This is a genomic window from Methylobacterium planeticum (genome assembly GCF_008806345.1).
Classification (GTDB): domain Bacteria; phylum Pseudomonadota; class Alphaproteobacteria; order Rhizobiales; family Beijerinckiaceae; genus Methylobacterium; species Methylobacterium planeticum.
In genome coordinates this window covers 13,440-31,215 of the sequence record NZ_VZZJ01000006.1, presented here as the reverse complement: position 1 = coordinate 31,215, position 17,776 = coordinate 13,440, and the positions used below count along the sequence as shown (strand labels likewise).

General features: G+C 70.0%; 19 protein-coding genes. 9 read left to right on the top strand and 10 right to left on the bottom strand.

Going from position 1 to position 17,776, the window contains the following annotated elements; all coding sequences use genetic code 11:
- Positions 1–71: 71 nt before the first annotated feature.
- Genes flgF through flgH form a run of 4 tightly spaced genes read left to right on the top strand, consistent with a single transcriptional unit; the run spans position 72 to position 3,512 of the window.
- Positions 72–812 (top strand): flagellar basal-body rod protein FlgF, encoded by a 741-nt coding sequence (gene flgF / locus F6X51_RS09085; protein WP_150962924.1) that lies wholly within the window; start codon positions 72–74, stop codon positions 810–812.
- Between the two features lie 28 nt (positions 813–840).
- Positions 841–1,632, top strand: coding sequence for a flagellar basal-body rod protein FlgG (flgG, locus tag F6X51_RS09080; RefSeq protein ID WP_150962923.1), 792 nt, complete (start codon positions 841–843; stop codon positions 1,630–1,632).
- Positions 1,633–1,649: 17 nt separating this feature from the next.
- On the top strand, positions 1,650–2,717 hold the full coding sequence (gene flgA, locus F6X51_RS09075; protein ID WP_150962922.1) for a flagellar basal body P-ring formation chaperone FlgA: 1,068 nt from the start codon (positions 1,650–1,652) through the stop codon (positions 2,715–2,717).
- A gap of 45 nt (positions 2,718–2,762) precedes the next feature.
- The gene (gene flgH, locus F6X51_RS09070) at positions 2,763–3,512 is read left to right on the top strand and encodes a flagellar basal body L-ring protein FlgH (protein WP_150962921.1); all 750 of its coding nucleotides are present in this window, start codon (positions 2,763–2,765) and stop codon (positions 3,510–3,512) included.
- Between the two features lie 53 nt (positions 3,513–3,565).
- Here flgH and F6X51_RS27790 read toward each other — a convergent pair whose 3' ends face one another.
- From F6X51_RS27790 to F6X51_RS09050, 5 genes are all read right to left on the bottom strand, one after another.
- Complete coding sequence (locus F6X51_RS27790) at positions 3,566–3,742, bottom strand: hypothetical protein (RefSeq protein WP_191970057.1); 177 nt, start codon at positions 3,740–3,742, stop codon at positions 3,566–3,568.
- Positions 3,743–3,946: 204 nt separating this feature from the next.
- A complete protein-coding gene (dksA, locus tag F6X51_RS09065; protein WP_150962920.1) occupies positions 3,947–4,366 on the bottom strand; it encodes an RNA polymerase-binding protein DksA in 420 nt (139 codons plus the stop codon).
- Between the two features lie 175 nt (positions 4,367–4,541).
- Positions 4,542–5,567, bottom strand: a complete 1,026-nt coding sequence (locus tag F6X51_RS09060) for a hypothetical protein (protein WP_150962919.1) — start codon at positions 5,565–5,567, stop codon at positions 4,542–4,544.
- A 4-nt stretch (positions 5,568–5,571) separates the two neighbouring features.
- Complete coding sequence (locus F6X51_RS09055) at positions 5,572–6,945, bottom strand: MBOAT family O-acyltransferase (protein ID WP_150962918.1); 1,374 nt, start codon at positions 6,943–6,945, stop codon at positions 5,572–5,574.
- Between the two features lie 113 nt (positions 6,946–7,058).
- Positions 7,059–7,484 (bottom strand): flagellar assembly protein FliX, encoded by a 426-nt coding sequence (locus F6X51_RS09050; RefSeq protein WP_150962917.1) that lies wholly within the window; start codon positions 7,482–7,484, stop codon positions 7,059–7,061.
- Positions 7,485–7,727: 243 nt separating this feature from the next.
- On the opposite strand from F6X51_RS09050, the gene F6X51_RS09045 reads away from it, so the two are divergent.
- From F6X51_RS09045 to F6X51_RS09035, 3 genes are read left to right on the top strand one after another with little or no spacing between them, the layout of a single operon-like run.
- Entirely contained in the window at positions 7,728–8,861 is a 1,134-nt protein-coding gene (locus F6X51_RS09045) for a flagellar basal body P-ring protein FlgI (protein WP_150962916.1), read from the top strand.
- A gap of 42 nt (positions 8,862–8,903) precedes the next feature.
- Positions 8,904–9,278, top strand: a complete 375-nt coding sequence (locus F6X51_RS09040) for a rod-binding protein (RefSeq protein WP_150962915.1) — start codon at positions 8,904–8,906, stop codon at positions 9,276–9,278.
- Positions 9,268–9,750 carry a hypothetical protein gene (locus tag F6X51_RS09035; protein WP_150962914.1) on the top strand — a complete coding sequence of 161 codons (483 nt, stop codon included), beginning with the start codon at positions 9,268–9,270 and terminating at the stop codon, positions 9,748–9,750. Before F6X51_RS09040 ends, F6X51_RS09035 begins: the two co-directional genes overlap by 11 nt.
- Positions 9,751–9,908: 158 nt before the next feature.
- On the opposite strand, the gene F6X51_RS09030 is transcribed toward F6X51_RS09035, so the two are convergent.
- The 4 genes from F6X51_RS09030 to F6X51_RS09015 form a co-directional block, all read right to left on the bottom strand.
- Positions 9,909–10,298: a porin gene (locus tag F6X51_RS09030; RefSeq protein WP_246696715.1), complete on the bottom strand. Its 390-nt coding sequence runs from the start codon at positions 10,296–10,298 to the stop codon at positions 9,909–9,911.
- Between the two features lie 101 nt (positions 10,299–10,399).
- Positions 10,400–12,196, bottom strand: coding sequence for a hypothetical protein (locus tag F6X51_RS09025; protein WP_150962913.1), 1,797 nt, complete (start codon positions 12,194–12,196; stop codon positions 10,400–10,402).
- 8 nt (positions 12,197–12,204) lie between these two features.
- Positions 12,205–14,079 (bottom strand): flagellar hook-associated protein FlgK, encoded by a 1,875-nt coding sequence (gene flgK / locus F6X51_RS09020; RefSeq protein WP_150962912.1) that lies wholly within the window; start codon positions 14,077–14,079, stop codon positions 12,205–12,207.
- Between the two features lie 43 nt (positions 14,080–14,122).
- Positions 14,123–15,547, bottom strand: a complete 1,425-nt coding sequence (locus F6X51_RS09015; RefSeq protein WP_150962911.1) for a flagellar hook protein FlgE — start codon at positions 15,545–15,547, stop codon at positions 14,123–14,125.
- Positions 15,548–15,792: 245 nt separating this feature from the next.
- Between F6X51_RS09015 and F6X51_RS09010 the strand changes: the two genes are divergently transcribed.
- Together F6X51_RS09010 and F6X51_RS09005 are read left to right on the top strand one after the other, a co-directional pair.
- Positions 15,793–16,260 (top strand): BLUF domain-containing protein, encoded by a 468-nt coding sequence (locus tag F6X51_RS09010; RefSeq protein ID WP_150962910.1) that lies wholly within the window; start codon positions 15,793–15,795, stop codon positions 16,258–16,260.
- A 59-nt stretch (positions 16,261–16,319) separates the two neighbouring features.
- Complete coding sequence (locus tag F6X51_RS09005) at positions 16,320–16,772, top strand: response regulator (RefSeq protein ID WP_150962909.1); 453 nt, start codon at positions 16,320–16,322, stop codon at positions 16,770–16,772.
- A 56-nt stretch (positions 16,773–16,828) separates the two neighbouring features.
- Here F6X51_RS09005 and F6X51_RS09000 read toward each other — a convergent pair whose 3' ends face one another.
- The gene (locus F6X51_RS09000) at positions 16,829–17,620 is read right to left on the bottom strand and encodes a DUF2189 domain-containing protein (protein WP_150962908.1); all 792 of its coding nucleotides are present in this window, start codon (positions 17,618–17,620) and stop codon (positions 16,829–16,831) included.
- Between the last annotated feature and the right edge of the window lie 156 nt (positions 17,621–17,776).

The following is a 17,776-nucleotide window of genomic DNA, read 5'->3' as shown; positions in this document are numbered from 1 at the left end:
AGATCGTGGCGGACTGGCACGGCGGATGCGGTTGTCGTTAACGACGCCGCCCGCGTCGCATGGGTCCTCAGATGCAAAACGCCCTGTATGTCGGAGTCTCGAGCCAGGTCGCGCTGCAGCGCGAGCTCGACGTCATCGCCAACAACATGGCGAACGTCTCGACCACCGGGTTCAAGGGCCGCAACTCGCGGTTCCAGGAGTACCTGGCGCCGGTGGCGAGCGCGGATACGTTCCAGACGAACGATCGCCGCATCTCCTACGTGATCGACCAGGGCACGAACCTCGACCTTGCCCAGGGTGCGATCGAGCAGACCGGCAACCCGCTGCACGTGGCGGTGCGGGGCGAGGCCTTCCTGACGGTGCAGACGCCCCAGGGGCCGCGCTATACCCGCAACGGCGCCTTCGAGCTCGACAACCAGGGCAACCTCGTGACGAGCGACGGCTACGCGGTCCAGGGCGAGGCCGGGGCCATCACCCTCGGCCCGCAGGAGACCGGCGTCGCGATCGGGCCGGACGGCACCGTCTCGACCAATCTCGGCGTGCGCGGCCGGATCCGCCTCGTGAGCTTCGCCAACCCGCATCAGCTCAAGAACGAGGGCGCGAACCTCTATTCCGCGGCCGGCCAGCCGCAGCCCGCCGGCATCGCGGGCCGGCTCGAATCCGGCGCCCTCGAGCGCTCCAACGTCCGCCCCGTGGTCGAGATGACCCGGCTGATGGACGTGAACCGGAGCTACACGATGGTCTCCAGCATGATCTCGCGGCTCGACGAGATGCGGGGCACGGCGATCCGCCGCCTCGCCGACGTCGCCTGAGCCCGCCCCGGACAAGGAATAAGCACCGATGCGCGCGCTTTACGCCGCCGCCACCGGCATGGCGGCCCAGGAACTCAACGTCCAGGTCATCTCGAACAACATCGCGAACCTGCGCACCACCGGCTACAAGCGTCAGCAGGCGCATTTCCAGGATCTCCTCTACCAGAACCTGCGCCGCTCCGGCTCCTCGACCTCGGACCAGAACACGCAGCTGCCCGCCGGGCTCGCCCTCGGCTCCGGCGTTAAGACGGTCTCGACTGCCCGCATCATGTCGCAGGGGACGCTGACCTCGACCGAGAAGGATTACGACGTCGCGATCCGCGGCGAGGGCCTGTTCCGGGTGACGATGCCCGACGGACGCACCGCCTATACCCGCGACGGCTCCTTCGACCTCAGCGCGCAGGGCCAGCTCGTCACCCGCGACGGCTACCTCGTCGACCCGGGCATCACCGTGCCGAACACCGCCACGGCGGTCACGATCAGCGCCACCGGCGCCGTCCAGGCGACCCTGCCGGGCCAGACCGCGCCGCAGGCCCTCGGGCAGTTCCAGCTCGCCCGCTTCGTCAACAAGGTCGGCCTCGAATCCATCGGCGACAACCTCTTCATCGAGACCGCGGCCTCCGGGCCCGCGATCAACGGTCTGCCGGGCGCCGAGGGTTTCGGCAACCTGCAGCAATCCTACCTCGAGGAGGCGAACGTGAACGCCGTCACGGAGATCTCGTCCCTGATCGCCGCGCAGCGCGCCTACGAGATGAACTCGAAGGTCGTCACGGCGGCCGACCAGATGCTCTCCACGACCTCCCAGATGTTCCGCAGCTAAGGCTTCCGGTGATTCCGATGCTCCTGCCCGATTCCACGCAGGCCCTGAGGCCCCTCGCGGAGGCCAGCCCGCGCCGCGTCGCCCCCCTCGGCCTCGGGATGCTGGGGCGCGCCGCCCTCGCGCTCGCGGCCCTGCTCGCGGTCGGCGTCCTGACGCTGCCGGCGCTCGCCGGCGGCGCGCTGCGCCTGCGCGGCGACGTGACGGCGCGGGGCGACATCCTGACCCTCGGGGACCTCGTCGAGGGTGCCTCCCAGGAGGCCGGCCAGCGGCCCCTGTTCCGTGCCCCCGCGCTCGGCGCGACCGGAACGATCCAGGCCCGGCGCATCGTCGAGGCGGTGGCGGCGATCGGCCTCGGCTCGGTCGAGACCGGCGGCCGCGTGCAGATCGCGGTGCAGCGCGCGGTGCGCCGGGTCGGTGCGCCGGAGATCGAGGCCGCCCTCAAGCGCAGCCTCGAGACCGCCTATGGCCTCGACCCGCGCGGCATCAGCGTCCGCCTCGACGGGGAAGCGCCCGTGCTCCTCGCCCCCGTCGACCTCAACGGCCAGGCCGCCGCCCTCGACGTCACCTACGATCCGCGTTCGCGCCGGATCGGCGGCCTCATCAGCCTCGGTGAGCGCCAGGCCTCGCTGCGCGTCTCCGGCCTCGTGGTCGAGATGCGGGAGGTCGCGGTCCTCGCCCGCACGGTGAGCCGCGGCGAGCCGGTCCTGGCCGCCGACATCACGCTCGAGCGCCGCCCCCGCGAAGGCTCGCCGCCCGATGCGCAATCCGGCATCTCCGGCATCGTCGCCGAGGTTGCCCAGCGGACGCTCAGCGCCGGCTCGGTGCTGCGCACCGGCGACACCGCCCCGCCCGAACTCGTCAACCGCGGCGAGGCCGTGACCATCGTGTACGACGCGCCCGGCATCTCCCTGTCGATGCGCGGTTCGGCGAGCGAGAGCGGACGCCTCGGAGCCACCATCAACGTCGTCAACGGAGCCTCGAAGAAGATCCTCCAGGCCACCGTCGTCGGCCCGGGCCGCGTCTCCGTCGGCCCCGCCGCCCCGCAGCGGCAGGCCAGCGCCGCCCTCGACGCTCCGAGCCGCTGACGGCCCGCCGCCAGCGCCCTGAATTTCAGCACGAGTCCGCGTCCGATGCCCGCCAGCCGCTCCCTCGCCCTCGCCGCCGCCCTCCTCGCCTCGGGGAGTCTCGGCGCCTGCAACACCGTCGACCGGCTCTCGCAGATCGGCGCCCAGCCGAACCTCTCGGCGATCCAGGATCCGACCGCGCAGCCGGGCTATCGCCCGGTGCGCCTGCCGATGCCGGAGGTGCAGCCCGTCTCCTACGCGCCGAACTCCCTGTGGCGCACGGGCTCGCGCGCCTTCTTCAAGGACCAGCGGGCAGCCCGCATCGGCGACCTCGTCACCGTGAAGGTGAACGTCACCGACAAGGCGAATCTCAACAACGAGACCAAGCGCTCGCGCTCGAACACGGAAGGCTTCGGGCTGCCGAATGCCTTCGGGCTCGAGAGCAACGCGGGGGTGAAGGCCGCCGGCATCGCGGCCGACAAGCTGCTCAACGCCACCTCGAACACGTCGAGCGACGGCGCCGGCTCGGTGCAGCGCGCCGAGCAGGTGACCACGAACGTGGCGGCCATCGTCACGCAGGTGCTGCCGAACGGCAATCTCGTCGTCGAGGGCAAGCAGGAGATCCGGGTGAACTTCGAGGTCCGCGAGCTGATCGTGGCCGGCGTCATCCGGCCCGAGGACATCGAATCCGACAACACGATCGATTCGACGAAGATCGCCGAAGCCCGCATCGCCTACGGGGGCCGCGGTCAGATCACGGATGTGCAGCAGCCCCGCTACGGGCAGCAGCTCGTCGATATCCTGCTGCCCTTCTGAGACGGTTCCGGGCGCCGCGCCGGCATCGACGCCCGCGCCCGGCGCTCAGCGCCTCAGTGCTCGGTGCCCGGCCGGTTCTGCCGGGGGGCGCCGCCATGGTGCTCGGTGAAGGCCGAGCGGCCGGGATCCCCCTTGGCCGCCGCGACGCGCGAGCGCTGCCAGAGGGCGACGCCCGCGACGATCACCAGCGTCGCAAGCGCCAGCACGATGATCAGAATACTGTTGTCCATCTCGAAATCCTCGCCCGAGGTATCTGTCGAGAATGGGCAGGACGCGCCTAAGTTCCGTCACTGCTAAAGTTGTCGCAGCTCGGAACGGTGTAGAATCACACTATTGGCGCGCGAGAAACTCAAGCGTTGCCGCACTGCAATATTCGAAATCTCGACGGCCGCGCGCGATTTCATTGTGCGCACGCGGCCGGGCAATCCTCGAGGTCAATCGTCGCGGTAAACCCGCTCGCGTCGCTCGTGCCGCTCCTGCGCCTCGAGCGACAGGGTCGCGATCGGCCGTGCATCGAGGCGCCTCAGGGAGATCGGCTCGCCGGTCTCCTCGCAATAGCCGTAGGAGCCGTCCTCGAGGCGGGCGAGCGCCGCATCGATCTTGCCGGTGAGCTTGCGCTGGCGGTCGCGGGCGCGCAGCTCGATCGCCCGGTCCGTCTCGGACGAGGCGCGGTCCGCGAGATCGGGATGATTCTCGTTCTCGCTCTGCAGGGCGACCAGGGTGTCCTGGGCTTCCCGCAGGATGTCGTTCTTCCAACCGAGCAGCTTGCGCCGGAAATACTCGCGCTGCCGGTCATTCATGAAGGGCTCTTCGTCGGTCGGAACGTAGCCGTCCTCGAGCACCACCTTCGCCATTCGTCGCCCTCACACTTCCCGTACGGCCGGTCCGCGGCGATAATTTCGTGCCGTATAGTCGAGGTCAGAGGTCGCGACAACGGACACTGACGCCGGAACCGGATTAACCGTGCAGATGCAGCGAGCCATGCGGCAAACACGTCACGGTGGTACGGATGAGAACAGTCCAGTCGGATTAGTCCTGGTTGGGCCGGGACTGGATCAGCCGTCGCAGGCTCGCTCCCATCTCGTCGGTGAGTTGCCGGGCGAGCGGGTGGCGGTAATGCGTCTGATCGAAGAATTGTGCCGAGTCGTGCAAGTCCGGCCGGTCGCGGCGCCAATCGAGCACGGCGCTCGCCGGATGGCTGGCGAGCGCCCGCCGGACCGCGTCCTTGCAGGCCTGCTCGGCCGCCTCCCGCGGGCTGCCCGGCCGGGGCAGGCCCGGCGCGTAGAGGGGCGGGAAGACGAGAAGCACCGGCGTCGCGGACGGCAGGCGGGCGAGGAGCGCGGCGAAGCGGTCCGCCGCCGGGAACGGGCCGGCACGCCCGGGATCCGGTGTCTCGGGGGGGCGCCGGTCGCGGTCGGCGACGAGGCGCGGGTCGTCCGCGTAGCCCTGGCGCAGGTAATCCGGCTCGTAATCCCACCAGCCGTCCGCGGGCGCGAGGGGGCGGCGCGCGCGCAGGAGCCAGCCGATCCGGCCGATGACCTCCTGCGCCACGGAAAAGCGCATCAGCCCGCGCAGATAGGCCGGCGCGCCGTCGGAAAACAACCAGAACGGGAATGGCTTGGCGTTCGGCAGGGCCGGGTCGTTCGTGCACCAGTACTCGTCGGCTGCGACCACGAGGGCCCGCGGGGCCGGATGGTGGCGCAGGTACCAGTCGAGCAGAACGAATTGCTCCCCCGGCCCCGTGGCGGGCACCGAGAGCTGCACGAAGGGGATTCCGGTCAGCGCGCCGAGGCGGGCCGGCTCGACGAGCTGGATGTGCGAGTTGCCGATGATCGCCCCCGTGAAGGCGGGGTTCCGGCCGCGGCTCGCGGCGGCGGTGCGCGGACCCTGCGGGCGCACGCCCCCGACCGAGAGCAGCCGCGAGCGCCCGCTGTCGTAGGGATCGACCACGACGGCGAGCGCCAGGTAGGCGGCCACGAGCCCCGCGGCGGTGGCGGCGAACACGGTCGCGAAGCGGCGCCAGGATCGGGTCTGGGCGATGTGGGCGGTCTCCATCGCGTCAGAACTGGAAATAGATGAAATCGTAGTTCGCATCGTCCCCGATCTTCAGGAGGACGATGACGAACAGCACCGCGAAGGCGGCGGCGAGGCCCCGGTGCGGCGGCAGGCGGTGCACGGCCGCCCAGGCGCTCGGCCCCAGCATCGCCACCGCGGCCGCGATCAGGATGGTGCGCCACTTGAAGCCGGCCCCCATCGGCGCAAGGCCGAACAGTCCCTTGAACACCGCGAGCGCCGCCTCGAAGCTCGTGGCGCGGAACAGCACCCAGGTCAGGATCACGAACAGGGCGGTGAGGCCCCAGCCGAGGAATGCCGGCATGCGCCCGCCCGCGCGGCGCCAGAGCACCCCCAGGCCGAGGCCGAGCCCGTGGAGCGCTCCCCAGGCCACGAAGGTCAGGCCGGCCCCGTGCCAGAGGCCGCCGAGCGTCATGGTGGCGAGGAGGGCCGCGAGCTGGATGCCGAGGCCGCTCCGGTTTCCGCCCATCCCGATGTAGAGGTAATCCCGCAGGAAGCGCGACAGGGTCATGTGCCAGCGCCGCCAGAAGTCCCGCAGCGAGGTGGCGCGGTAAGGCACGTCGAAGTTCTGGGGCAGCACGATGCCGAACAGCAGCGCCAGGCCGAGCGCCATGTCGGTGTAGCCCGAGAAGTCGAAGTAGATCTGGAAGGTGAAGCCGAGGGTCGCCTGCCAGGCCTCCGCGACGGTCACCACCTTGCCGGCGGCGGCGGCCTGGAACACCGGGTTGACGTAGGTCGCCAGGGGATCGCCGAGGAAGACCTTCTTGGCGAGGCCGACGCAGAGCAGCATGACCCCCCGCCCGATGCGTTCCGCCGCGTCGGGCCGGGCGTAGGGCCGCTCGTCGAACTGGTGCATGATCTCGCTCCAGCGCACCAGCGGGCCGGCGAGAACCTGCGGAAAGAACCCGATATAGAGGGCGTACTTGACGAGGCCGTAGGCCGGCGCGCGGCCGGCCCGCAGGTCCGTCAGGTACATCACGTGGTGGAAGGTGAAGAACGAGATCCCGAGCGGCAGGACCCAATCGAGGCGGGGGGCCGCGACGCCGGGGATCAGGTTGGCGAGGTCGGCGAAGAAGTTCAGGTACTTGAAGAGGCCCAGCACGACGAGGTTGAGGGCGATCGCGAGGGGGATCAGGCTGCGGCCCCGGCCGCGCAGGAAGGCCCGCGCCACGAGCCAGTTCACCCCGATCGAGCCGGCGAGGAGCGGGACGAAGCGCAGGTCCCACCAGCCGTAGAACACGAAGGACAGGAGGACGAGGACCGGCAGGCGCCAGTCCGGCCGGAAGCGCTCGGCGAGCCCGTGCAGGATCAGCGCGGCGGGCAGGAAGGCGAGGAGGAAGACGAAGGAATTGAACAGCATCGGCGCCGGTGGGACGGCGCGACGGTGAGGCGTCCCGGTCGCGCCGCCGGGTCTGAGGCGGGCGCTTTGTCGGGGATCGCGGCTTAGCCGTCAACGCCGGAACGGCCGCGCGCTCAGACGCCGCGGCGCATCTCGAGCTTGGCGAGCTCCACCGCCGCGCGCAGCTCGATGTCGGCGACGAGCCCGTCGAGGCGCGGATCGCCGCTCGTCGCGGCCCGGTCCGACAGGCGGCCGGCGATCGCCTGCAGCTCGTGCGTCGGCACCCGGCCCGACAGGAGCGCGGCCTTGAGCCGGTCGAGGCCGTCGAGGAGGTCGTGCCCGCGCTTGGCCGAGCGGCGGCGGCGCTCGCTCGGCGTCTCGTTCTCGCCCTGCAGCGTCAGGACCGCGTCGAGCCCGGCGAGCGAGGACGCCGCGGCGGGCGCGTGGGCCGAGGCCGCCTCGGGCGCGGCGCCGAGGGAGAAGCTGCGTCTCTCGTTCGTCCGCCGTCCGGCGGCGACGGAGGCCGGGCCTTGGGCGGCAAAGCGGGAATCGACGCGCATCGGTGTACCGTTCGGAGGAGGCGAGCGAAGCCGCCTTGAGGCGACCTTCCGTCCCGCGTGGTTAAGCGTTCGTAAACGGCCGGGCAGAACCTGCCGGGTCGGCACGGAACGGCTCTCCGGAACGGCGCTGCGGCCGAGCGCGGTCTTCGGTAAATCCGAGCAAATGCAAAGTTTTAGGGAAATCTCCCGAATGGCATGATGCTGGCAGGATGAGGCCCGACCCGTTCCCGATCGAAGCCCGGCATGAACACGCGAATCCCCGGCCTACGCCTCGCCCGCCTCCTCGTCCTCGCGCTGACGACGCTCGTCGTCAGCGGGGCGGCGCCGGCCTGGGCCCTGTCGCGGGTGAAGGACCTCGCCTCGATCGAGGGCGTGCGGCAGAACCAGCTCGTCGGGTACGGCATCGTGGTCGGCCTGAACGGCACCGGCGACACCCTCAACAACATCCCGTTCACCAAGCAGTCGCTCCAGGCGATGCTGGAGCGCCTCGGCGTCAACACCCGGGGCGCCACGATGCGCACCCAGAACCTCGCCGCCGTCATGGTCACGGCGAACCTCCCGCCCTTCTCCGCGCAGGGCACGCGCATCGACGTCACGGTCTCATCCCTCGGCGATGCGAAGTCGCTGCAGGGCGGCACCCTGCTGGTGACGCCGCTCCTCGGCGCCGACGGCGAGGTCTATGCACTGGCCCAGGGCTCCGTCGCCATCGCGGGCTTCGCGGCCGAGGGCGACGCCGCCAAGGTCACCCGCGGCGTCCCGACGAACGGACGGATCTCGAACGGCGCCAATGTCGAGCGCGAGATCGCCTTCAAGCTGAACGACGCGCGCAGCCTTCGGCTGTCCCTGCGCAACCCCGACTTCACGACCTCGAAGCGCATCGCCTCCGCCATCAACGACTTCATGGGCGGCGACACCGCCGAGCCGACCGATCCCGCGACCGTGACCCTGCAGATCCCGGCCCGCTACCACGGCAACATGATCCGCCTCGTCACCGAGGTGGAGCAGCTGAAGGTCGAGCCGGACCAGACCGCCAAGGTGGTGGTGGACGAGCGCTCCGGCATCATCGTGATGGGCCGCGACGTGCGCGTCTCCACCGTGGCGATCGCGCAGGGCAACCTCACGGTCACGATCACCGAGCAGCCGCAGGTGAGCCAGCCCAACCCGCTCTCGAACGGCCAGACCGTCGTGGTGCCGCGCACCGGCGTGAAGGTCGATACCGGGGACGGCAACAAGCTGGCCCTGGTCAAGGAAGGCGTCACCCTGCGCGAGCTCGTCGACGGCCTGAACGCCCTCGGGGTCGGCCCCCGCGACCTGATCTCCATCCTCCAGGCCATCAAGGCCGCAGGTGCCCTCCAAGCAGACATCGAGCTGATGTGATGCCCTGCCCCGTCCCTCCCTCCGCCCCAGCGAGGTAACCCCATGCTGCCACTCGCCACCTTCGCCGCCTCGGCGGCCATGCAGGTCGGAAAGTCGATCGCCGGCAATGTCGCGGCGAGCGTCACCAAGACGGCCAACGACGCCACCAAGGCCGCCGATACCAAGGCCGCCGACACCAAGGCGCGCAAGGCCGCGACCGACTTCGAGCAGATGTTCCTGGAGCAGAGCCTCGACCGGGTCGCGCAATCGGACGGCACCGAGGGGCCGCTCGGCGAGAACGGCACCGGCGGTGGCGTCTATCGCTCGATGCTGACCAAGGAATACGCCACGCAGGTCGTGAAGAGCGGCGGCGTCGGCATCGCCGACCAGGTCTATCGCGAGATGATGAAGATGCAGGAGGCCGCCCGTGCCGCGTGACGCCGATGCGAAGCCGATCCGCGTCGCCGACCGTTCCGGCGCCGACGCCCTCGTGGCGCACGTGATGTCGACCATGCAGGCGCTGGCCGGGATCCTCGCGGAGGAGAGCGGGCATGTCCGCGCCGGGCGCCTGCGCGAGGGCCTCGCCGCATCGGAGCGCAAGACGGCACTCTCCGGCGCCTATCTGCAGGGACTCGAGGCCGCCAAGGCCAACGCCATCGCGCTCGCCCGGTTCGCGCCGCAGGGCGTCGAGACCCTCAAGGCGGCCCACCGGCAATTCATGCTCGAGGTCGAGACCAACCAGGCGGTGCTGGCCACCGCGCGCAGCGTGTCCGAGGGCCTGATCAAGACCCTGGCCGAGGAGATCGGTCGCTCGCGCTCGGCCACCATCTACGGCGCGCCCTCGCTCGCGCCCTCGCCCTACGGCCGCGGCGCGCGGAGCGGCCCCCTGGTCCTGTCCCGCAACCTCTGAGCGGGCCTCAGGGGCGCCCGTTGCCGATGCGGACGAAGGTCCGCACCGGCCCGAACTCGGATTCCGAGCGGGTGTCGATGGCGAAGCGGCCCGCCGCCGCCGGAGCCGCGGCGCGCGGAGCGGCCCCCTGGTCCTGTCCCGCAACCTCTGAGCGGGCCTCAGGGGCGCCCGTTGCCGATGCGGACGAAGGTCCGCACCGGCCCGAACTCGGATTCCGAGCGGGTGTCGATGGCGAAGCGGCCCGCCGCCGCCGGAGCCGCGGCGGCGCCCCTGTTGCCGGATTGCAGGTCCATCCCGGCACCGACCCGACCGGAGAGCCGGATGCAGCTGCGGCTTCCCGGCAGCCGCACGAATCCGGATCCGTAGGCGGGACAGGGGCGAAGCGCCTCTGTGGTGGGTGCCTTGATCGGCTCTCGCGCGGCGGCCGGCGTCAGGCCGGCTGCCAGCAGGGCGCCGAGGAGACCCGCACGCATTCGATCCGCGATCATCATCCGGGCTCCGGCCTCGCTGACCCGCCAGAGATAGGCGAAGGCGCCGCCGCCGATCAAGCGGCTTCGCCGGCGGGGTGCCGGACGGAACGAACACGGTCTGTCCGGATCGGCAGGGACCGCTCGCGTCGGGCGGGCCGCGCCCGGGACGCCCCGAAGCCTCAGCTCAGGTAGTTCACGAGGGACAGCTTCGACAGCATCGAGGTCACCTGATAGCTCGCCTGCAACTGGTTCTGCACCGCCAGGAGCTTCGCGGCCACCTCCTCGGTCGTGACGGATTCCACGCCGTCGACCGCCGATTGCAACGTTGCCCGGGTGGTCTTGTTCTGCGCGGCCGCGTTGCCGAGCGAACTCGCCGCGAGGCTGAAATCCGCCGTGATCTCTTCCAGGCCGCCGGAGGCCGGCAGGAGGTTGGTGGCGCGGGCCGCCACGGCCTTCCAGCGGTCGGCGGAGGTCGTCGTCGTCGTGCCGACATCCGACAGGGCCGCCGCGGCGAAAGCCGAGAGGGCGTCCTTGATGGCGGGCTCGTTCGCCCGGGCACCGAGCTGGGTGGTGCTGTTCGCGCCGATGCGCGCCGTCACCGAGGCGCGCGCATCCGTCGCCGATGCCTCGCCCTTGTACCAGATCACGGTCTTCGCAGACGCGGCCTGGGAGAAGGTCGGCGCCGATCCGGAGAAGTCGATGCGCCGGGGCGCCAGGCCGGGCGTGTTGGAGCCTGCGAAGAAATCCTCGGTCGCGCGCGTCGTCGAGCTCGCCGCCAGCGTCGTGTCGGAGGCGTATTTCAGCGCCCGCTGCAGGGTGTCCGACAGGTTCTGGGCGGTCTCGGCCGGCGTCGCCCCGATGGTGAAGCCCGAGGTCGAGGTCGCGTCGGCCTTCGACTGCGCCTGGAGGGTCAGGGTCGTGGTGGTGCCGTCGCGCAGGGCGAGCTTGATCGTGATGCTGTCGCCGACCGCCGGCTGCGAGGCGACGTCGATCGAGAAGGACGCGCCCGGTGAAGCCGCCGCGGTCGGGAAGGTCGCGGTGAGGTTGGGCGGAGCGGCACTCTGGACGCTCGCGAGCTTGCCCGGACTGAGCTTCGCGAGCAGCGAGGCCTTCGCGGCGGCGGCCGTGCTGATGTCGGCGAGGTCGGCGCCGGTCAGGTCGTAGGTCGCCTGGCTGCCATCGGCCTGGTTGACCACCACCCGAAAGGCGTCGGTCGCATTCGGGGCGGCGGCGAAGGTCGGGTCGGCGGCGGCCGTCGAGGCGCCCGACGTGATCGAGGCCGGACTGACCGTGGCGAAGGCGCTCGACGCGGTGGGGGCCGCCGCGAGGGTGAAGCCGAAATTCGCCCGGGCGCCCGGATCGGCCTCTTCGGAAACGCTGACGCTCGTCGCGCCCGCCGTGTAGGACTGGGTCAGCCGACCGGCGCCGCTGCCCTGATCGGCCTTCATCTGTTCGGTCACGAGGGTCTTCAGGCCGGCCAGGGGCGCTGCCGGGTTGCTGGCATCGCCGTTGAGGAGGACGTCGCTGGTGACGACGGGCGGGCTGTCGATGGCGCGGCCGCCGAAGAGGTACTGCCCGGCTGATTGCTGGTTCAGCGCGTCGAGGGCGGAATCGAGGCTGTTGCGCGCGAGGAGCGCGTTGTTGGCTGCCGTGGCGCCGTTGTTCAGGGCGCTGTTGTCGATGCTCTTGCGCAAGGTCGCCGTGAGGCTCGTGATCTGGGTCATGCTCGCGGAGGCGAGCTTCACGCGGGTCTGCGCCCCCGTGATGGTGGAATCGTAGCCGTCGAGCGCGCTCAGGGTCGCGTGCGCGCTGAGGCTGGTGGACCGGTCGCTGCCGAGGCCGCCATAGGTTTCCGAGGCGCGGCCCGTGGTGAGCTGCGTCGTCAGACCGTCGAGCTGGCTCTTGAGGTTGACGAGGTTCGCGGTGTTCCGGTTGGTGATGTAGCTGCCCGCGGCGAAGGATCCGATGGTCGTCATGGCTGTCCTCAGATCCGCAGGAGGGTATCGAGCATGTCGCGCGCCGCCGTCAGCACGCGGGCATTGGCCGTGTAGGCCGTCTGCAGCTCGATGAGCCGCGACATCTCCTCGTCGATGTTGACGCCGGCGCTCGTCGCGAAGCGTCCCTGCGCGGTGGCCAGGGCCACGCTCTGGCCCTCGTCGAGGCTCTGCGCGGAGGTGGCGGCGGCGCCCTGGGCGGAAATGATCTCCTGGGCGAAGCCGACGACGCTGGCGCTGTGGGGCGCGTTGATGCCGCCGATGCCGCTCGCGGAGGAGAAGGTCTGCTTCGTGCTCGTCAGCGCATCGTAGAGCAGCTGCGGGCGCTCGCCGTTCGGCGAGCTCGTCGTGGCGTTGGCGACGAGCGACGAGCTGTCGTTCTTGAGGAGCGCGTTCACCGAGATGCGCTGGGCGAGGCCGGTGCGCTGCACCGATCCGTCGAGCGACCCGGTGATGAGCGTGTTGCCGGAGCCATCGGTGAAGAACGGGATCTGCGGGTAGGCGCCGGTCAGGGCGCTGGCGCTCGCCGGCACCGTGATGCCCGCGCTGACGCCCTTCAGGTTGCCGCCCGAGAAGGTCAGCGCGCCGGTCGTCGCGTCCGCCGCGACCGTCGGGGCGCTGTAGCCGGTGGGCAGCCGCGCCGAGGCCGCCGTCAGGGCGCCGTTGAGCGCGGTCGCGAGGCTCGCGGCCGTGAGCGGGCTGGGGATCTGGAAGGTCTGCGCGGTCGCGTTCGAATCGACGGTCTGGCTCGGATCGACGGGGCCGCCCGCGTTCTTGGAGGCGACCAGGATGATGTTGCGAACGGCCGCGCCCGAGCCGACCGGGATGGTGATCGTGTTCCCCGGCTTGAGGTTCTGCAGGTCGCTGATGTTCAGCGCGAAGTCTGAGCCGCTCGGCGTGCCGGCCACCGTCTTGTCGCTGAGCGACGCGGCGAGCCCGGCCGCGAGATCGTCGAGCTGGCGCTGCGCCTGCGGCAGGACCATGTCGCGCAGCTCGATCTCCGCCGCGATCGAGCCGGAGCGGAGCGCGCCGGATGCCCCGAGGTCGATGGTGCCGCCCCCCGGGAGGGTTGCCGTGATGGTGCCGACGCTGCGCTTGCCCGGGTCGCTCGAGTAGGCCGACTCGGCGCTGAGGGTGCCGCGCCCGTCGAAGCTCAGCGTGGTGGCGTTGCCGCGGTCGACCAGGGTCACGCCGGAATTCGTCAGCACCGAGACGGTGCCGTCGGTCTGGTTGACGGTCTTGATGTCGAGATAGGAGGAGAGCTGCGTGATCTGCTGATCGCGCTGATCGAGGATGCCGGCGCGGACCGAGTCGTCCGACGTGCTTGACGCCTTGAGGTTCAGGTTCGCGATCGAGGCGAGCAGGCCGTTCGCCTCGGACGTCTCGGTCGACAGGCGGCTCTCGGCGCCGGTGCGCAGGTCCTGGACGCTGCTCGCGATGCTGCCGATCTGGGTGGTCAGGATGGTGGCGGCATTCACCACCGTGGTGCGGGCGGAGGCGAGGGTGGGGTTCGAGGCGAGCCCCTGCAGCGCCTGGGTGAAGGTGTTCAGGGTCGCGTCGAGGGCCGTCGAGTCGCCGGGCGTGCCGTAGAGCTTGTCGATCTGCGCCAGGATGTCGGCCTTGGTCGAGGTGTAGGCGGCGCCCGATGTTTCGAGACGCAGCTGCTTCAGGGCGGCGTCGTCGAAGGTGCGGCTGATCGAGCCGACGGCGACGCCCGAATTGGCCGCGCCGTTCGACACCGTCGTGACGGTGCGCTTGACGTAGCCGGCGGTGCCGGCATTGGCGACGTTCTGCGAGACGACGCCGATGGCCGTCTGCATCGCCTGCAAGCCGGCGGTCGCGGTGCTCAGGGCGTTGATCGACATGCTATCCCTCCCGGAGCCCGGACCTCACGCGTGCGGGCTGCCGTCAGCGGATCACGTTGAGCAGATCGGACATCATCTGCTGGGCCGTCGACATGACGCGCGTGTTCGCAGAGTAGGCCTGCTGGGTTACGATCATCTTAGAGAACTCGCCCGCAATGTCGGTGTTCGAGGATTCGACGTTGCTGCCGATGAGGGTCGCCCCGCTGAGCCCCGCGATCGGCACGCCGGACTCGAGGGTCTGCTCGTAGTTCCCCCCCGATTCCGGCTTGAGGCCGTCCGGATTCATGAAGCGGGCGATCCCGACGGTGGCGACCGGGATGGTCGATCCGTTCGAGAACGAGCCGACGATCTTGCCGTCGGCCGTCACCGAGACGCTGTTGAGGGTGCCGGCCGCGTACCCGTTCTGCGTCAGCGTGTTGGTGGAGACCGACCCGGCCGGGGAGGCGTACTGGGTCAGGGCATTCGCCCCGATATTGATCGTCAGGTCGCCGACATCGGCGCCGTCGACGGTGACGTCCGAAAGCTTGATCGCGGCCGAGCCGTCGGTTCCGACCGTCGCGACGGCCGTATTCGTGGGCGGGACGAACTTGCCCGAGGCATCGAAGCTGAAGGCGGCTCCGGCATTGATCCAGGCGGAGTCCTTCGCCGCCGCGGACGCGTTCGAGGCGTAGTACAGGTTCCAGACCGCATCCTTGGGCGGCGTCGTGGTCGAATCCGCGTCCTGAACCTTGGCCCAGCGGGTCGAGAGTGAGATCGGCGCGCCGCTCGCGGTGTAGACCGTCAGGGCGGGCCCCGCGATGCTCTTGTTCAGCAACGCCTCCGCATCCGCCGCCGCGACCGTGATCGGCGGCGTCGCGGGGGTGGCGGCCTTGTCGGTCACGATGGACGCGGTGACGCCGTAGGGCGTCGCATCGCCCCCCTGCGAGGCGGTGGTGACCGGGACCTTGGGCAGGTTCGCGCCGTACTGGATCGAGGTCGTCTGCTTGGCTGGCAGGGTCGAGTTGGTGATCTTGATCGGCCCCGAGGAGACGACCTGTCCGGATTCCGGGTCGAGGTTGTCGCCGAGCAGGTAGGCGCCCGCCCCGTTCGCGAGGTACCCGTTCTTGTCGAGGCTGAAGTCGCCGCGCCGCGTGTAGAGGTTGTTGCCCGAGAAGGTCGGTTGCCCGTTGGCGTCGCCCGTCTTCTGCTGGACCGTGAAGAAGCCCTGGCCGTTGATCGCCATGTTGGTCGGCACGCTCGTCGAAGTGATCGGCCCCTGCAGCGAGTTCGTCAGCTGCGCCTGCGACATCACCGTGCCGGCGACCTCGTGCTTGGGCGTCTGCTCGGCGATCAGGTCGACGAAGCTCGTGTCGATGCGCTTGTAGCCCGTCGTCTGCGAGTTCGCGATGTTTCCCGAGATGTTGCCGATGGCGTAGGACTGCGCCTTGAGTCCGGTGACGGCCGTCTGCAGCGCGGTGAAGATGTCCATGATGGGTCCCGGCCTCACTAACCGTGGGCGCCGCCCTGTCGGCGGACGCCCTCAAGACCCGGTCCCGCAACCGCCGTGCCACGGATAAGTCGTTGATTTCACGCGCTCATGCCGAGGGCGCCCGGCAAATTCGCGCGGACGTGATCGCCCCGCCGGGCAACTTTTGCCGGTCGCCGCGCCCGTTTACGTGCCGTTATCGCCGGGCCCGGTAATGTGCGGCCAGGCGAGCCGGAACGAAGTCAGTCATGCGTGCCAAGAGGACGAGCCTCGTCCACCTGATCTACTTCTCCCGACTGAACCTGTCGTCGGATCCGCAGCTGCGGGTCAACCAGCTCGGCGACATCACGCGGCAGGCCCAGAAGAAGAACGAGTTCTCCGTCATCACGAGCTTCCTGATCATCGAGCAGAACTTCGCCGCGCAGGTGATCGAGGGGGAACGCATGTCGATCCACGAGACCTTCAACCGGATCGCCGAGGATCAACGGCACCGGGACGTCCAGATCTGCGAGTGGCGCGAGATCACGAAGCGCGAATTCGTCCATTCCTTCAAGACCGGCCTGCGCAGCACCGCCACCGAGACGCTGTTCAACAAGGCGAACCTCCTGCCGACGCTTCAGCGCGGCACGCCGAAGGCCTCGACCATCCACGCGCTCGCCGTGTCCCTGCAATCCGACGCGATGTCGAAGCAGGGCATTGACCACCTCTTCATCTAGCCGACCGCATCCTCGGAAACCGGCCCGTCCGCCGCCCCTGACACGAGCCAGCCCGCGCCATGAGCGATACGCCACCGATCCTCGTCGTCGACGACCAGGAAAAGCTCCTCAAGCTGGTCATCATGCTGATGAACCGGCTCGGTTTCCCCGAGGTCGAGGGCGTGACGAGCGGCCCCGAGGCCCTGGAACGCCTGCGCGAACGGAAGTACGCCCTGGTGATCTCGGACCTCGACATGGAGCCGATGGACGGGATCGGGCTGCTGCGCGAGATCCGCGGCGACGACGCCCTGATGAACACGCCCTTCATCCTCACCGAATCGTCCTTCGACTTCGAGGATATCAACGTCGCCCACCAGGCCGGTGCCGACGCCTTCATCCTGAAGCCCTTCGACATGGCCGTGCTGAAGGGCAAGCTGAAGCAGGTGCTCAACCGCAAGCCGCGCCGGCGCGAGGCGCCCCTCGCCACGGAATCGACGCTCAGCATCGACTTCCCGATGCTCGGCAAGTTCTGACGAACGCCCGCCCCGGGGGCAAACGGGCCCGGAGGCCGGCCCCGCGGAGGCGGTCGTCAGCCGGCGACGATGCGCTCGTACAGGTGCCAGGTTGCGTGGCCGAGGATCGGCATCACCACGGCGAGCCCGACGAAGAGCGGCAGCGATCCGAGCACGAGCAGGCCCGCCACGATGCAGCCCCACGCCAGCAGCGTGCGGGGGCTCTGCCGGAAGGCCGCGACCGAGGTCTCGAGCGCGGTCAGCGCGTCGACGTGGCGGCCGACGATGAGCGGCACCGACACGACGCTGACGGCGAGCGTGATCAGCGAGAAGGCGAAGCCCGCGAGGTTGCCGAGCACGATCAGTACCCAGCCGCGCTCGGTCGTCAGCACCTCGTGCGCGAAGCCGAGGATCGTCGCCGGGGCGTAGGAATCGTAGAGCGCCCAGTAGATCCCCTGCGCCACGACGAGCCAGCAGACGAGGATCGTGGCGAGCAATCCGCCGACAGCGAAGAGCGAGCCGACGGCGCGGCGACGCAGACCCCTGAATGCATGCGCCCAGCCCGTGTCGAGCCCCCGCGCGCGGCGCCGGCTCAGTTCATACAGGCCGACCGCCGCGAAGGGACCGATCAGTGCGAAGCCGGAGGCGAGCGGAAACAGCAGCGGGATCACGTTGCCGTCGAAGGTCATCACCGCGAGCACCATGCCGATGATCGGATAGATCAGGCTGATGAAGATGACGTGCGTGGGCATCGCCAGGAAGTCGTCGAACCCGGCGCGGAGTGCCGCCCTCAGGTCGTCGGCACCGATGTCGCGCACCGGGAGAGCGGCCGATCGATGGCCGTGGGTGACCGCGTGGAGTGTCGTCATCGCTTAACCTCCGGAACGGGGAAGCAGCTCGCGACGGGTGGCAGCCGTGACGTGACGCGTGCTCGACTGGCAGGCGCCGAGAGCGGGATAGGTCAAGATAGGGGCTCCGGGCGGCGATGTCGCCCGGTCTTCGGCCCCGTCGCCGTGACAGAGCCG

Coding starts and splice junctions, on each gene's coding strand:
- flgF (WP_150962924.1), top strand. CDS start 72: ATGCAAAACGCCCTGTATGTCGGAGTCTCGAGCCAGGTCGCGCTGCAG.
- F6X51_RS09010 (WP_150962910.1), top strand. CDS start 15,793: ATGCGTGCCAAGAGGACGAGCCTCGTCCACCTGATCTACTTCTCCCGA.
- F6X51_RS09055 (WP_150962918.1), bottom strand. CDS start 6,945: ATGCTGTTCAATTCCTTCGTCTTCCTCCTCGCCTTCCTGCCCGCCGCG.
- F6X51_RS09040 (WP_150962915.1), top strand. CDS start 8,904: ATGCTGCCACTCGCCACCTTCGCCGCCTCGGCGGCCATGCAGGTCGGA.
- F6X51_RS09005 (WP_150962909.1), top strand. CDS start 16,320: ATGAGCGATACGCCACCGATCCTCGTCGTCGACGACCAGGAAAAGCTC.
- F6X51_RS09000 (WP_150962908.1), bottom strand. CDS start 17,620: ATGACGACACTCCACGCGGTCACCCACGGCCATCGATCGGCCGCTCTC.
- F6X51_RS09050 (WP_150962917.1), bottom strand. CDS start 7,484: ATGCGCGTCGATTCCCGCTTTGCCGCCCAAGGCCCGGCCTCCGTCGCC.
- dksA (WP_150962920.1), bottom strand. CDS start 4,366: ATGGCGAAGGTGGTGCTCGAGGACGGCTACGTTCCGACCGACGAAGAG.
- flgA (WP_150962922.1), top strand. CDS start 1,650: ATGCTCCTGCCCGATTCCACGCAGGCCCTGAGGCCCCTCGCGGAGGCC.
- F6X51_RS09015 (WP_150962911.1), bottom strand. CDS start 15,547: ATGGACATCTTCACCGCGCTGCAGACGGCCGTCACCGGACTCAAGGCG.
- flgH (WP_150962921.1), top strand. CDS start 2,763: ATGCCCGCCAGCCGCTCCCTCGCCCTCGCCGCCGCCCTCCTCGCCTCG.
- flgG (WP_150962923.1), top strand. CDS start 841: ATGCGCGCGCTTTACGCCGCCGCCACCGGCATGGCGGCCCAGGAACTC.
- F6X51_RS09045 (WP_150962916.1), top strand. CDS start 7,728: ATGAACACGCGAATCCCCGGCCTACGCCTCGCCCGCCTCCTCGTCCTC.
- F6X51_RS09060 (WP_150962919.1), bottom strand. CDS start 5,567: ATGGAGACCGCCCACATCGCCCAGACCCGATCCTGGCGCCGCTTCGCG.
- flgK (WP_150962912.1), bottom strand. CDS start 14,079: ATGTCGATCAACGCCCTGAGCACCGCGACCGCCGGCTTGCAGGCGATG.
- F6X51_RS27790 (WP_191970057.1), bottom strand. CDS start 3,742: ATGGACAACAGTATTCTGATCATCGTGCTGGCGCTTGCGACGCTGGTG.
- F6X51_RS09025 (WP_150962913.1), bottom strand. CDS start 12,196: ATGACGACCATCGGATCCTTCGCCGCGGGCAGCTACATCACCAACCGG.